The organism is Azospirillum sp. Sh1 (assembly GCF_008365135.1).
GTDB classification, from domain to species: Bacteria; Pseudomonadota; Alphaproteobacteria; order Azospirillales; family Azospirillaceae; genus Azospirillum; species Azospirillum oryzae.
Genome location: NZ_VTTK01000012.1, coordinates 102,538 through 115,739, shown reverse-complemented (window position 1 = coordinate 115,739; position 13,202 = coordinate 102,538). Strand labels below are relative to the sequence as shown.

At 68.4% G+C, this 13,202-nt stretch carries 13 protein-coding genes; 7 read left to right on the top strand and 6 right to left on the bottom strand.

Annotated elements, in window-relative coordinates:
* Window positions 1–76: 76 nt before the first annotated feature.
* The 3 genes from hemN to nhaA all read right to left on the bottom strand — a co-directional run bounded on the left by hemN (window position 77) and on the right by nhaA (window position 3,358).
* Window positions 77–1,489: an oxygen-independent coproporphyrinogen III oxidase gene (gene hemN, locus FZ029_RS14620; RefSeq protein ID WP_149269874.1), complete on the bottom strand. Its 1,413-nt coding sequence runs from the start codon at window positions 1,487–1,489 to the stop codon at window positions 77–79.
* Window positions 1,490–1,558: 69 nt separating this feature from the next.
* Window positions 1,559–1,993 (bottom strand): DUF4112 domain-containing protein, encoded by a 435-nt coding sequence (locus FZ029_RS14615; protein WP_149269873.1) that lies wholly within the window; start codon window positions 1,991–1,993, stop codon window positions 1,559–1,561.
* A 162-nt stretch (window positions 1,994–2,155) separates the two neighbouring features.
* On the bottom strand, window positions 2,156–3,358 hold the full coding sequence (gene nhaA / locus FZ029_RS14610; RefSeq protein ID WP_149269872.1) for a Na+/H+ antiporter NhaA: 1,203 nt from the start codon (window positions 3,356–3,358) through the stop codon (window positions 2,156–2,158).
* A gap of 330 nt (window positions 3,359–3,688) precedes the next feature.
* Between nhaA and FZ029_RS14605 the strand changes: the two genes are divergently transcribed.
* A complete protein-coding gene (locus FZ029_RS14605) occupies window positions 3,689–3,940 on the top strand; it encodes a hypothetical protein (protein WP_149269871.1) in 252 nt (83 codons plus the stop codon).
* Window positions 3,941–4,128: 188 nt separating this feature from the next.
* Window positions 4,129–4,848: a TerC family protein gene (locus FZ029_RS14600; protein ID WP_149197797.1), complete on the top strand. Its 720-nt coding sequence runs from the start codon at window positions 4,129–4,131 to the stop codon at window positions 4,846–4,848.
* 38 nt (window positions 4,849–4,886) lie between these two features.
* On the opposite strand, the gene FZ029_RS14595 is transcribed toward FZ029_RS14600, so the two are convergent.
* Both FZ029_RS14595 and FZ029_RS14590 read right to left on the bottom strand, forming a co-directional pair.
* On the bottom strand, window positions 4,887–5,297 hold the full coding sequence (locus FZ029_RS14595; RefSeq protein WP_246457667.1) for a CBS domain-containing protein: 411 nt from the start codon (window positions 5,295–5,297) through the stop codon (window positions 4,887–4,889).
* 121 nt (window positions 5,298–5,418) lie between these two features.
* Window positions 5,419–6,645 carry a YbfB/YjiJ family MFS transporter gene (locus FZ029_RS14590; protein WP_149269870.1) on the bottom strand — a complete coding sequence of 409 codons (1,227 nt, stop codon included), beginning with the start codon at window positions 6,643–6,645 and terminating at the stop codon, window positions 5,419–5,421.
* A 193-nt stretch (window positions 6,646–6,838) separates the two neighbouring features.
* Between FZ029_RS14590 and FZ029_RS14585 the strand changes: the two genes are divergently transcribed.
* The 5 genes from FZ029_RS14585 to FZ029_RS14565 all read left to right on the top strand — a co-directional run bounded on the left by FZ029_RS14585 (window position 6,839) and on the right by FZ029_RS14565 (window position 11,391).
* Window positions 6,839–7,783, top strand: a complete 945-nt coding sequence (locus FZ029_RS14585; protein ID WP_149269869.1) for a LysR family transcriptional regulator — start codon at window positions 6,839–6,841, stop codon at window positions 7,781–7,783.
* An 85-nt stretch (window positions 7,784–7,868) separates the two neighbouring features.
* Window positions 7,869–8,201 carry a ferredoxin FdxA gene (gene fdxA / locus FZ029_RS14580; RefSeq protein WP_085090756.1) on the top strand — a complete coding sequence of 111 codons (333 nt, stop codon included), beginning with the start codon at window positions 7,869–7,871 and terminating at the stop codon, window positions 8,199–8,201.
* Between the two features lie 351 nt (window positions 8,202–8,552).
* Window positions 8,553–9,053: a CarD family transcriptional regulator gene (locus tag FZ029_RS14575; RefSeq protein WP_014248912.1), complete on the top strand. Its 501-nt coding sequence runs from the start codon at window positions 8,553–8,555 to the stop codon at window positions 9,051–9,053.
* A gap of 189 nt (window positions 9,054–9,242) precedes the next feature.
* Window positions 9,243–10,211 (top strand): hypothetical protein, encoded by a 969-nt coding sequence (locus FZ029_RS14570; RefSeq protein WP_149269868.1) that lies wholly within the window; start codon window positions 9,243–9,245, stop codon window positions 10,209–10,211.
* Between the two features lie 283 nt (window positions 10,212–10,494).
* On the top strand, window positions 10,495–11,391 hold the full coding sequence (locus tag FZ029_RS14565; RefSeq protein ID WP_149269867.1) for an RNA polymerase factor sigma-32: 897 nt from the start codon (window positions 10,495–10,497) through the stop codon (window positions 11,389–11,391).
* Window positions 11,392–11,545: 154 nt separating this feature from the next.
* Here the strand turns inward: FZ029_RS14565 and purH are convergent, their stop codons facing one another.
* Window positions 11,546–13,150 carry a bifunctional phosphoribosylaminoimidazolecarboxamide formyltransferase/IMP cyclohydrolase gene (gene purH / locus FZ029_RS14560; RefSeq protein ID WP_149269866.1) on the bottom strand — a complete coding sequence of 535 codons (1,605 nt, stop codon included), beginning with the start codon at window positions 13,148–13,150 and terminating at the stop codon, window positions 11,546–11,548.
* Between the last annotated feature and the right edge of the window lie 52 nt (window positions 13,151–13,202).

Sequence of the window (13,202 nt, the reverse complement as noted above, 5' to 3'; positions counted from 1 at the left end):
CGGCGGGTGGCGCCGACCGCCTTTTCTTCTTTAAGAACGGCCCTCAGACCGCCCGGCCCCTCAAACGGCCCGGCCCTCAGACCGCCCGGCTGTGCCGCCCGGCGCCCTTGGACAGGTGGGTGTCGAAACGGGCGGCGACGATGCGCATCAGGGGGCGGGCGCTCTCCGGCACATGGACGCGCCGGCCCTCCACCACCGCGACGCCGTCGGCGACCAGATCGGCCATGCCCTCCAGCTCCGCGTCGAAGGCCGACCCAGGCAAGCCGTGAGCTTGGGCGATGGCCGCGGTGTCGACCGACAGGTCGCACATCAGCCGCATGATCAGGTCGCGCCGCACCTTGTCGTCCGTGGTCAGCGCGATGCCCTTGCCGGTGGGCAGGCGGCCTTCCTCGATGGCGGTGGCGTAATGGTCGAAGGGCACGGCGTTCTGCACATAGCCCTGCGGCAGCGCGCCGATGGAGGAGGAGCCGAAGCCAAGCAGCACCTCGGCGTCGTCGGTGGTGTAGCCCTGGAAGTTGCGGCCCAGCCGTCCTTCCTCCTGCTGCACCGCCAGTTCGTCGCCGGGACGGGCGAAATGGTCGAGACCGATGGCGCTGTAGCCGGCGGCGGCCAGCGTGTCGCCGATGGCGGCGAACTGCTCCCACCGGCCGAGCGAACCGGCCAGGACCGACTCGTCGATCTTCTTCTGGTGGGTCTTCATCCACGGCACATGGGCGTAGCCGAAGACCGACAGCCGATCCGGCGCCATCTCCAGCGCGATCTCGGCGGAGCGGGTGACGCTCTCCACCGACTGGTGCGGCAGGCCGTACATCAGGTCGAGGTTGACGCTGGTGATCCCGGCCTCCTTCAGCCAGGCCAGCGCCTGCTCGGTGACGGCGCGCGGCTGGACGCGGTTGATCGCCTGCTGCACCGTCTCGTCGAAATCCTGCACGCCCAGCGAGGCGCGGTTGACGCCGGCACGGCCCAGCGCCGCCGCCATTTCCGCCGTCAGGGTGCGGGGGTCGATCTCCACCGCCAGTTCGGCATCGGCGACGACGTCGAAGCGGGTGCGCAGCAGCGCGATGATCGCCTCGAAATCGTCCGGCGCCATCATGGTCGGGGTGCCGCCGCCGAAATGGATGTGACGCACCGCCAGCCGGCCGGGAACGCGCTCGGCCACCATGGCGATCTCGCGCCGCAGATGGCCGAGATACTCGGCGATCGGCTCGTAGCGCGCGACGATCTTGGTGTGGCAGCCGCAGTACCAGCACATCTTCTGGCAGAACGGAATGTGCAGGTAGAGCGAGCCCGAGCGCGCGGGATCGATCGCCTCCAGCCAGCCGCCATAGACGTCGCCGTTCACCTCGGGCGTGAAGTGCGGTGCGGTCGGGTAGCTGGTGTAACGCGGCACCCGCAGCCCGTCATACTTGGCGAGCAGCGCGGGATCGACACCGTGGGAACGGGACGGGGCGGGGGCCGGCTTTACGGCCAGGGCGGTGATGGCGTTCATGAGCGACAGGTTGCCGCAGTCCCCCCACCCCTGCCTTGATCCACGTCAAGATCGCAGGGACCGCATTTTTCAGCGCTTCGCCGCGGCGGCCAGACGCTGTTCCAGATGCTCGTGCAGCAGGTTCAGGTTCATCCGGTTGGCCTTGAAGGCGATGTCGAAGACGGTGCCCAGCACCGGGACGGAGCCGCCGGCCCAGTCCAGCAGCACGTTGAAGACCATGCGGGCCACCAGCGTCTTGGGCAGGTCGAAACGGGCGGCTTCCATGATGATGTAGGCGGAAACCAGCGCGGTCGCGGTGTCGCCCGCCACCGGCACCAGGCTGGCGATGCCGTCCAGCCCGACCGGGATACGGGTGAAGGGGATGCGCCAGCGGCTGTCCATCAGGCGGGACAGGCGGCGCAGCCGCTCCAGCCGCTGGAAATCGATGGGGACCGAGCTGCCGGACCCGCCCGGTGGAGGATCTTCGGCAACGGTGCGCCGGCGTGTGCGGATGGCGTCGATCATCGCATGTCCCCCCCGATCTGTCGGTCCCGCGCCTGCCGCGCGACTCCCCCACACGGAAAGAACCGCCCAGCACACCCACGGGTTCCGCCGTACCGGAACAAAGTTCGCGCACCCAACAGATATCATGACCAGCTATCGTTGACGATAACCTTCCGACCGGCATCAGGTCGCCCGCGCCGCCGCCCGTGCCCGACCGGTGCCGGCGGCGTAGAGCAGGCCGTAGCCGACCAGCGCCGAGGCGAGCGAGCCGGTCAGCACGCCCAGCCGCACCGCCACCGCATGCTGCGGGTCGGCGAAGGCCAGCGTCCCGATGAACAGGCTCATGGTGAAGCCGATGCCGGTCAGCACGGCGACGCCGTAGACCTGACTCCAGCTGGCCCGCGCCGGCCGCTCGACCACGCCGATATGCACGGCGATCCACACGGCCAGGAACACGCCCACCTGCTTGCCCACGAACAGGCCGAGCGCGATGCCCAGCGGCACCGGCTCCAGCAGGCTGGCGGGGGTGATGCCGTCCAGCGGCACGCCGGCGTTGGCCAGCGCGAAGACCGGCATGATGAGGAAGGCGACCCAGGGGTGCAGCGCATGCTCCAGGCAATAGAGCGGCGCATCCTCCGCCCGCTTGCCGTCGGCATCCTTGACCCGCAGCGGAATGGCGAAGGCCAGAACGACACCGGCCACCGTGGCATGGATGCCCGATTTCAGCACGCACACCCACAGCACCAGCCCCAGCAGCAGATAGGGCGTCAGCGAGCGCACCCCGGCCCGGTTCAGCAGCCACAGCCCGACGGCCGATGCCGCCGCCAGCCCCAGCGCCATCGGCACCAGCCCGTGGCTGTAGAAGACGGCGATGATCACGATGGCGCCCAGATCGTCCATGATCGCCAGCGCCAGCAGGAAGACGCGCAGGCTGCCTGGCACGCGGTTGCCCAGCAGGGCCAGCACGCCGAGAGCGAAGGCGATGTCGGTGGCCGCCGGGATCGCCCAGCCCTGCAGGGCGCCCGGTTCGGCCTGGGCGAACAGGCAGTAGACCAGCGCCGGCACCGCCATGCCGCCCAGCGCGGCGATGCCCGGCAGCATCGCCTTGGCCGGGCTGGACAGTTCGCCCTCCAGCACCTCGCGCTTGATCTCCAGCCCGACCAGCAGGAAGAAGATCGCCATCAGCCCGTCGTTGATCCACAGGATCAGCGGCTTGTCCAAGCCGACGCCGCCCGCCGTCACCGCCAGCTTCGCCGCCAGGATCGTGTCGTACAACGGGGCCGCCGGCGAGTTCGCCCACAACAGGGCGAGCACCGCCGCGATCATCAGGACCACGCCGCTGGCGCTTTCGGTTTTCAGGAAGGTGGCGAGGCGTCGAAGCGTCATCGCATATCGTCTTTCCGGGCTGTTGGCCGAAAGGAACAAATGGCACCGTCAGGCTCCCGTTGGAAGATGCGGAGGTCGAAAAAATCCGTGCACCAACGATCGGCAGAGCATCGCGGCGAATTGACGCGCCCGTGCATCTAAGCTGCTGCTGCCGCTCCGAATTTCGATGCCGAATACTTGAGGCCGATCGGGCTTATGTCTTTTGATCGCTGGCGACGTCTGAGGGCAGCCGACACAATTCACCCAACAGCATCAGCAGAGCCGAAGGGCAATCGCCCGCAAGGCTTTGGGCAGGCCGGCAAACGGCCGCCCGTTCCGGAGGAAACGACCATGACCACGCTTTACTGCGCCTGCTGCGGCAGGCCCTTCGTCCGCACTTCCGCCCGCGGTCCGGCGCCCTTCTATTGCTCCCAGGATTGCCGGCTTCAGATGGCGATCCGCCGGCGCGCCTGGAGCGATCGGGTGAGCAACGACAGGACGGCCACCCGGCAGACCGTCGAGCGGCACGAGGGGGAGCCGGCCCCCTTCGGCCGCCTCCCCGCGACAGCGGGCGGACAGCGGGCCGCAGCCTCCTGGAGGTGAAACGCACCGCCCCCGGATCAGCGGCAAGACGGCGGTAAGACGGGGGAGGAATGGCGGAAAAATGGAACTGGCCCCTCTTGCAGCGGACCGCGACCGACCTCATGTGGTCGCGGTCACGCTGGTGCCCTGCGGTGCCGGCGTGCAGCCTGTCGACTGCACCCATTTGACCGCCGGAGCCCCGCCCCTTCATGCTCGACCTGCTCGCCGACCCGAATGTCTGGGCCAGCCTTCTGACGTTGACCGCGTTGGAGATCGTGCTGGGCATCGACAACATCATCTTCATCTCGATCATGGCGTCGAAGCTGCCGCCCGAACGGCAGCACAGCGCGCGCCGCGTCGGCCTGGCGCTGGCGCTGCTGACCCGCCTGGCCCTGCTGGCCTCCATCGCCTGGGTGGCGCAGCTGACCCAGCCGCTGTTCACCGTCGCCGGCTGGGAGGTGTCGGGCCGCGACCTGATCCTGATCCTGGGCGGCCTGTTCCTGCTGGCCAAGGGCACGCTGGAGATCCACCACACCGTCGAAGGCCATGAGGAGAGCGGATCGGCGCCCAAGCACGCCACCTTCACCTCGGTGGTCGTCCAGATCATGTTCCTGGACATCGTCTTCTCGCTCGACAGCGTCATCACCGCCGTCGGCATGTCCGACCATCTGCCGGTGATGATCGCCGCCGTCGTCATCGCCATGGCGGTGATGCTGTTCGCCTCCGGCCCGGTCGGCGACTTCGTCAACCGTCACACCACGGTGAAGATGCTGGCGCTGTCCTTCCTGCTGCTGGTCGGCGTGGCGCTGGTGGCGGACGGCCTCGGCTTCCACATTCCCAAGGGCTACCTGTACTTCGCCATCGCCTTCTCCGCCCTGGTGGAGGCGCTGAACCTGATGGCCCGGCGCAAGCAGAGCCCAGGACACTGACGGCAAAGAGGGGCGCCCTTCGCGGCGCCCCTTTTCCCTCACGCCTCGGCGCGTTCGGCCATCAGATGTTCGTAGGCGACCTTGAACAGGTCGCGGATCGACACGATGCCGACCGCGCGCTTGCCCTGGGTGATGGGCAGGTGGCGGTAATGCTTGTCGTGCATCAGCTTCAGCGCGTCGACCGCATCGGCGTCGGGCGGCAGGCTGTCGGGGTTGCGGGTCATCACCGCGCCGACCTCCACCGCCGACGGATCGAGATCCTTGGACAGCACCTTGTTGTTCAGGTCGCGCTCGGTGACGATGCCGATCAGGGCGCCGTGATCGACCACCAGAACCGCGCCGATGTTCTTTTCGGCCATCATCTTCGACACGGTGGCAACGGAGGTATCCTCCGGCACCAGGATCAGCTCCTGCGACTTCACGACGTCCGGAACCAGCTTGCGTTTCATGACTTCCCCGAGGATCTGGTTGTTGTGGACCAGACTGTAGCCAAAGCTGACGATCGGGGAGAACAACGGCATCGCAGCAGAAGCGGCGCCGATTGTCGCAGGCAGACCTTACGAATACTTACTAAGCTTTTGGGGCCGAAGCATTGGGCGTCGCCATCGCCGATCCCGCCGATGCCCGCCGCCCGGCGATCACCATGCCCAGCACCAGCAGCAGCGTGCCCAGCACCACCGCGGCGGCGGCGCCCAGCAGCGCGGCGTTGAAGCTGCCGGTGCGCGTCACCACCAGCCCGGCCGGCAGCGGCCCGATGATCTGCCCCAGCCCATAGGCGGCGGTCAGCGCCCCGACCACCCGTGCCGACGCTCCACCCGACAGCTGGCGCCCCAGCGCGAAGGCCTGCGACACGATCCCGACGAAGGTGCCGCCGAACAGCAGGGCCGAGACCACCGACGCGGTGGGCGATCCGGTCATCGGCAGCAGGATGGCCACCGTCTGCGTCAGATGCGCCAGGATCAGCGACCACCAGCTGTTGGTGCGCCGGGCGACCGCCGCCCAGAACACCCCGGCGCCCATCGCCCCGATGCCGACGACCATCCAGGCGGCCTCGCCCACCGCGGCGGTGCCGGGATCGGTCTTCAGGATCGACACCAGGAAGGTGGCCGACACGATGTAGCCGCCGCCCTCCAGGAAATAGGCGAGCGTCAGCAGCAGCAGCGGCGCCGACAGCCCGCCCGCCCGCGCCGGGACTGCCCCCTCCGCCTTGACGGCCGCCACGTGGCTCTGCGGCGCCGGATCGCGCACCCAGAGGCCGGGCATCAGCCCCAGCAGGGCGCAGATCGCCCCCAGCGCCAGCCAGTCCCCGTCCCAGCCCAGCCGCCCGCCGAACAGCGCGACGAACAGCCCGGACGCGGCGATGCCCACCCCGATCCCGGTGTAGAGCCAGCCGGCCAGCCGCTCCCCGCCGCCGCGGGACAGCGTGTCAAGCACCATGGCGATGCCCAGGATGAAGATGCCGGCGCTCGACACCCCCGACAGGAAGCGCAGGACCAGCCAGACCGGCATCGCCTGCCCGGCGTCCCCCAGATCGAGCCCCATCGCCGCGGTGGTGGCGACGCTGACCAGCAGCGACAGCCGGAACACGGCGGTCCGCGTGGCGCCGTGCGGCACCAGACCGGCACCCAGCGCCCCGACGAAATAGCCCAGATAGTTCAGCGAGGCGAGCAGACCCGCCCCGTCGGCCCTCAGCCCGGTGGCCTCCTGCATCGCCGGCAGGATCGGGGTGAAGGCGAAGCGCGCGACACCCATTGCGATGGCGAGCCCGATCAGGCCGCCAACCAACACCCGAACCATGATCCACGCCCTCTCGGTGTTCGGCCGGCTCGTTGAAACAGAAACCGTTCGGAAAAACGAACCGTTCGGCCGGCCGATTGATTTGTGGGTCATCATGGCCGCGGCACTGCCCTCATTTCCAATGAATTGTTCTGATGATAAGCTCCACTTTCAGTGATGGGTGCCATGCATTGGCGGTTGGGGAGATGTTGCCATGGATCTGGCCGGTTTGCGGGTGGTGAAGGCGGTGGCCGACACCGGCAGCGTCAGCCGGGCGGCGGAGGCGCTGAACTGCGTGCAGTCCAACGTCACCGCGCGGATCAAGCGGCTGGAGGAGGATTTGGGCGTCGACCTGTTCCTGCGCCTCAGCCGCGGGATGGAGCCGACGCCGGCCGGCCGGGTGCTCAGCGGCTATGCCGACCGGGTGCTGCGGCTGGTCGCCCAGGCCCGCGACGCGGTGGCGGAGGCGGCCGGGCGCGGCGGACGGTTGGCGGTGGGCAGCATGGAATCGACCGCCGCGGTGCGGTTGCCGCCGATCCTGGCCCGTTTCCACCGCGACCATCCCGACGTGGAGCTGACCATCACCCCCGGCCCGACCGAGACCCTGCTGGGCGATGTGCTGGCCGGACGGCTCGACGGCGCCTTCGTCGGCGGCGAGGTGGCGCATCCCGACCTGACCGCCCGGCGCATCTTCGACGAGGAGCTGGTGCTGGCCGAACCGACCGCCGGGCTGACCACCGACAGCGCGCGCCGCACCCTGATCGCCTTCGGCCGGGCCTGCGCCTATCGCGGCCGGGCGGAGATGGCGATGCGGGAGGCCGGGCGCGTGCCCTTCCGCGTCATGGAGTTCGGGGCGCTGGACGCCATCCTGGGCTGCGTCGGCGCCGGCATGGGGGTGACGGTCATCCCACGCTCGGTCGTGGAGCGCGATCCCTGGCGCGAGCTGCTGGTCGCCCGGCCGCTGCCGCAAGCGCTGGGCCGCATGCCCACGCAGTTCGTGCGCCGCACCGACGCCATCGAGACCGCCAGCCTGCGCGCCTTCCTGGACGCCTTCTCCGGGGACACCGCTTCCGTTGCCCATTCGAAAGAGGTCGCCACGGGTGCGACAGGGTCGCCCACATCACGCGCAGGGTTGAACGGCTCATCTGCGGCATGCTAGGCAGGCGCGGGTTGGCCATCCGGCCCGGTGCCATGCGCGTGCCCAGTCCGCCGGCACCGCCGGCCGGAACAGCGGAGAAGAGATCATGCCCTACGTCGTCACCGACGGCTGCATCAAGTGCAAGTACACCGACTGCGTCGAAGTCTGCCCCGTGGATTGCTTCTACGAGGGTGAGAACATGCTGGTCATCCACCCTGACGAGTGCATCGACTGCGGCGTGTGCGAGCCGGAATGCCCGGCCGAAGCGATCGTCCCCGATACCGACGACCGCGCGACCAAGTGGCTGGAGATGAACCGCGACTATTCCGGACAGTGGCCGAACATCACCCGCAAGAAGGACGCGCCGCCCGACGCCGACGAGTTCAAGGGCGTCGACGGCAAGTTCGAGAAGTACTTCTCTCCGAAGGCGGGCGGCTGAGGCCGGACCAGCGGATGCGGCCCGGCTATTCCGAGTCGGGCTGCATCACCGATTGAGCCCGCCGATGTTGCTATGCAAAATCGACGGGGCGGCCATGGCCGGGCGATGGACGATTTCCGCCCGGTAGATTGCGCGTTCCCTTTGTAACTCGGGCGTAACATCGCTATAATGCGCGACCGGAGCCGGCCTCCGCGCCATTGCCGGTTTTCCCTACGTTCCAGGACCTGTGGCTTTTGTGATCGTCGTGGATGGGTCCCATCCCCACGGCGCCATAACTGTCCGGGGTCCTTTTTCGTCCCTTCCACCGGGGCGGCAAAATGGCGTGATCGCGAGAAGTGAGAGCCAATCCACATGTCGAACAAGCTTGACTTCGAAGCCGGTGACTTCGTCGTTTATCCGGCTCATGGCGTCGGTCGGGTCGAAGGGATCGAGACCCACAGCATTGCCGGACTCGAGGTTCAACTCTACGCGATCACGTTCGAGAAAGAGCGCATGACGCTCAAGGTTCCGGTCACCAAGGCCCGCAACGCCGGCCTGCGCCGCCTGTCTTCCAAGGACCGCATCAAGGTCGCGCTGGAGACCCTGCAGGGCCGGTCGCGCGTCCGCCGCACGATGTGGAGCCGCCGCGCCCAGGAGTATGAGGCCAAGATCAACTCCGGCGATCCGGTGTCGATCGCCGAGGTGGTGCGCGACCTGTACCGCGGTGCCGACCAGTCCGACCAGTCCTACAGCGAGCGCCAGATCTATCAGGCCGCCCTGGAGCGTCTGGCCCGCGAACTGGCCGCCGTCGAGAAGATCGACGAAACCAAGGCGACGGAGCGTCTGGAATCGGTGCTGTCCAAGGCTGCCTGAGTCCAGGGCCTGGGTTCCAGGCTCCTCCTATACGTCCGTGACACGAACGGGCGCGCGGCTGCTACGTCACGCCGCGCGCCCGTCTCGTTTTTCGCCTTTGTTTCCGTGGCATGACACGCCTAAACTCCCGCCGCCTTCCGGCAGACGCCGCCGGAACGACTTCGCGAACGACGTCGAAGGGAATCCAGTTTGGGTCTGCCGCCGCGCCTTGCCCTTCCCAACCGTCAGGCCAACCGACATGCCGCGAGCATCGTCGGCGCCGTCGAGGACGGCAGCCGCTTTGCCTCGCTCGGCCGGCCGCGCCGCGTCTGGGCCATCGGCGCCATCCATGCGCAACCCGACCGGCTGGATTTGATCCATCACGCCATCGGCCAGCGATTCCGCCCCGGCGACCGGCTGGTCTATCTCGGCAACATGATCGGCTTCGGCGACCGCGTGGTGGAGACCATCGACCGGCTGCTGGCCTTCCGCATCGCCCTGCTGGCGATGCCGGGCATGATCGCGTCGGACATCGTCTATCTGCGCGGCCAGCAGGAGGAGATGTGGCAGAAGTTGCTGCAACTCCATTTCGCTCCCGATCCCCGCACCGTGCTGGACTGGATGCTGCGCCAGGGCGTGGCGCCGACGCTGGCCGCCTATGGCGGCAACCTGGATGCCGGGATGGCGGGGGCGCGCGGCGGTGCGGTGATGCTGGGCCGCTGGACGCGCGAGTTGCGGCAGGCGGTGGCCGCGCGGCCGGGGCATGAACAGCTGTTCAACGCCCTGCGCCGTGCCGCCTACACCGGCGGGCCTGCGAATGAGGGGGCCGCGAATGACGGGGCACCCGATGGGACCTCGGACGGTGCCGACTGGACCGGCAACAGCCGGGGCGGCGGAAGCCTGCTGCTGGTCAGTTCCGGCATCGATCCCCGGCGCCCGCTGACCGGCCAGGGCGACGCCTTCTGGTGGGGCAGCGCCGGCTTCGCCCGGCTGGAGCAGCCCTATGGCGGCTTCAATCGCTTGGTGCGCGGCTATGATCCCGGCTGGACGCCGGAAAGCCCCGGCGTGGATGTCGGGCCGGTGACGGTGACGCTCGACGGCGGCTGCGGCCGCGGCGGCCACCTCGTTTGCGCCTGTTTCGATTCTTTCGGCGAAATGCTGGACCTTTTCCAAGCGTGACCCATCCTTAGGTCCAGCCTGACCTTTCAGCCCGTCCGCCCCCTTCCCTGGTACAGGTCCGGCAATCCTTCCGGCAGCCATCCCATAGGCCGCCGGCAAAAATCCTCCGTCTCTTGTGATCCGCTCCCCCTACACCTGCGTATGATTCCGCAACAGGGCGCGCTCATGCTTGTTGTCTAACCCGACGGCATCGGCCGGGGGCAGGCGGCAAAGCGGCGAAGACCCGATAGTACGGGGATATGCGAAGGAACACGATGCCGCCCAGACGGGAAGGAAGGGACGGATGGCATACATCGACGATCCGGAGACTCAGCGTGCAAATCTGAGCTTCATCAAGGCATCCATGCGCGAACCGTTGCTGTCGCGCGACCATGAATTCGAACTCGCCCGAAAATGGCGTGAGGGCCATGACGAACGGGCGCTGCATCAGCTGGTCCGGGCCTATACCCGTCTGGTGGTGGCGACCGCGTCGCGCTTCCGCAATTACGGTCTGCCGATGGGCGATCTCGTCCAGGAAGGCAATGTCGGCCTGATGCAGGCGGCCAGCCGGTTCGAGCCCGACCGCGAGGTGCGTTTCTCCACCTACGCCGCCTGGTGGATCCGCTCGGCCATGCAGGACTACATCCTGCGCAACTGGTCGATCGTGCGGACCGGCACCACCGCCGCGCAGAAATCCCTGTTCTTCAACCTGCGCCGCCTGCGCGCCAAGATCGACAGCGCCACCCAGAACGGCAGCGGCGCGCGCCTGACCAAGGAAGGCCGCGAGTGGATCGCCGGCGAACTGCAGGTCGAGGTGTCGGAGGTCGAAGCGATGGAGATGCGCCTGTCCGGCTCCGACCAGTCGCTGAACACGCCGGTGGCCGACGGCTCCGACGACGATTGGCAGGATTTCCTGGCCGACCAGCGCCCCTCGCCCGAGGACGTGGTGATCGGCATGCGCGATGCCAGCACCCGCTCGCAATGGCTGGCGGAAGCGCTGGGCGAACTGAGCCCGCGCGAACGCACCATCATCCGCGAACGCCGCCTGCGCGAGGAAGGCGCCACGCTGGAGGAACTCGGTCGCGAACTGGGCGTCAGCAAGGAGCGCGTGCGCCAGTTGGAGCATCGGGCGCTGCTGAAGCTGCGGCAGTCGATGCTGAAGCGGGTCGAGGATTCCGACGACCTGCTGGCGGAGGCGTGAAGTTCCAGCGTCGATTGCCCCCTCCCCATCCCTCCCCCGCTTCGCGGGAGAGGGGGCAGGAGCTTTGCAGGAGTGCAGCGGAGTTCCCTCTCCCGCGATAGCGGGGGAGGGTTAGGGAGGGGGCAAAACCAAGCGCCCCCACCCCTTCACCCCCTCAATGCCGGAAGTGCCGCATTCCGGTCAGCACCATCGCCAGACCCTTCTCGTCCGCGGCGGCGATCACGTCGGCGTCGCGGATCGAACCGCCGGGCTGGATCACCGCGGTCACACCCGCCTCCGCCGCAGCCAGCAGGCCGTCGGCGAACGGGAAGAAGGCGTCCGACGCAACCACCGAGCCCTTGGTCAGCGGCTCCGACAGGCCGGCGGCCTTGGCGGCTTCGGCCGACTTGATGGCAGCGATGCGGGCAGAGTCGACGCGGCTCATCTGGCCGGCGCCGACACCCACCGTGGCGCCGTTCTTGGCATAGACGATGGCGTTCGACTTGACGTGCTTGGCGACGCGGAAGGCGAACAGCAGGTCGGCCAGTTCCTGCTCGGTCGGCGCGCGCTTGGTGACGACCTTCAGCTCGGCCGGATTGACACGGCCGCTGTCGCGGTTCTGCAGCAGGAAGCCGCCCGACAGCTGCTTGATCATCATGCCGGGCTCGGCCGGGTTCGGCACGTCCTTGGTCAGCAGCACGCGCAGGTTCTTCTTGGTCGCCAGCAGCGCGCGGGCGGCCTCGTCGGCGTCGGGGGCGATCACCACCTCGGCGAACAGCTTGGAGATTTCCTCGGCCGTCTCGGCGTCCAGGCTGCGGTTGACGGCGATGATGCCGCCGAAGGCGCTGACCGGATCGCACAGCAGGGCCGACTTGTAAGCTTCCAGCAGGTTCGCACCCTGGGCCACGCCGCAGGGGTTGGCGTGCTTGATGATGGCGACGGCCGGCTGCTCGAACTCCGCCACCAGCTCAAAGGCGGCGTCGGTGTCGTTCAGGTTGTTGTAGGACAGCTCCTTGCCCTGCAGCTGCACGGCGGTGGCGACGCCCGGACGCTTTTCGCCGGTGACGTAGAAGGCCGCCTGCTGATGCGGGTTCTCGCCATAGCGCAGGGTCTGGGCCAGCGATCCCGACAGGGTGGTGCGCGGCGGGAAGGTCTCGCCCAGTTGGCCGGCCAGCCAGGTGGAGATGGCGGCGTCGTAGGCGGCGGTGCGGGCATAGGCGCGCTGCGCCAGCTTGCGGCGCAGGGCCAGCGTGACGCAGCCGTCATGGGTCGCCAGCTCGTCCATCACCGCCTCGTAATCGGACGGTTCGGTGACGATGGCGACGAAGTCGTGGTTCTTGGCGGCGGCGCGGATCATCGCCGGCCCGCCGATGTCGATGTTCTCGACGCAGTCGTCATAGGCCGCGCCCTTGGCGACCGTCGCCTCGAACGGGTAGAGGTTGACGACCACCAGGTCGATGCCGGGGATGTCGTGCTGGGTCATCGCGTCGGCATGGATGTCGCGGCGGGCCAGGATGCCGCCATGGACGCGCGGGTGCAGCGTCTTGACGCGGCCGTCCATGATCTCCGGGAAGCCGGTGTGGTCGGAGACCTCCTTGACCGGGACGCCGGCCTCGGCCAGACGCTGGGCCGAGCCGCCGGTCGACAGGATCTCGACGCCACGGGCGGCGAGCGCCTTGCCCAGTTCAACCAGACCGGCCTTGTCGGACACGGAGATCAGGGCGCGGGTGATGCGGACCTTGTCGGGGGCGGGGGCGTGGTTGGCTTTGGGCGGGCTCATGGCGTCATCCTGATCGCTGCGGGTGGTGCGTTGGGCCGCAGGCAACCGGGGA

What these genes read in the sequence shown, in the direction of transcription:
- FZ029_RS14590 (WP_149269870.1), bottom strand. Translation starts at nt 6,645, where the DNA reads ATGGTTCGGGTGTTGGTTGGCGGCCTGATCGGGCTCGCCATCGCAATG.
- nhaA (WP_149269872.1), bottom strand. Translation starts at nt 3,358, where the DNA reads ATGACGCTTCGACGCCTCGCCACCTTCCTGAAAACCGAAAGCGCCAGC.
- fdxA (WP_085090756.1), top strand. Translation starts at nt 7,869, where the DNA reads ATGCCCTACGTCGTCACCGACGGCTGCATCAAGTGCAAGTACACCGAC.
- FZ029_RS14600 (WP_149197797.1), top strand. Translation starts at nt 4,129, where the DNA reads ATGCTCGACCTGCTCGCCGACCCGAATGTCTGGGCCAGCCTTCTGACG.
- FZ029_RS14585 (WP_149269869.1), top strand. Translation starts at nt 6,839, where the DNA reads ATGGATCTGGCCGGTTTGCGGGTGGTGAAGGCGGTGGCCGACACCGGC.
- FZ029_RS14595 (WP_246457667.1), bottom strand. Translation starts at nt 5,297, where the DNA reads ATGAAACGCAAGCTGGTTCCGGACGTCGTGAAGTCGCAGGAGCTGATC.
- FZ029_RS14605 (WP_149269871.1), top strand. Translation starts at nt 3,689, where the DNA reads ATGACCACGCTTTACTGCGCCTGCTGCGGCAGGCCCTTCGTCCGCACT.
- hemN (WP_149269874.1), bottom strand. Translation starts at nt 1,489, where the DNA reads ATGAACGCCATCACCGCCCTGGCCGTAAAGCCGGCCCCCGCCCCGTCC.
- FZ029_RS14615 (WP_149269873.1), bottom strand. Translation starts at nt 1,993, where the DNA reads ATGATCGACGCCATCCGCACACGCCGGCGCACCGTTGCCGAAGATCCT.
- purH (WP_149269866.1), bottom strand. Translation starts at nt 13,150, where the DNA reads ATGAGCCCGCCCAAAGCCAACCACGCCCCCGCCCCCGACAAGGTCCGC.
- FZ029_RS14575 (WP_014248912.1), top strand. Translation starts at nt 8,553, where the DNA reads ATGTCGAACAAGCTTGACTTCGAAGCCGGTGACTTCGTCGTTTATCCG.
- FZ029_RS14565 (WP_149269867.1), top strand. Translation starts at nt 10,495, where the DNA reads ATGGCATACATCGACGATCCGGAGACTCAGCGTGCAAATCTGAGCTTC.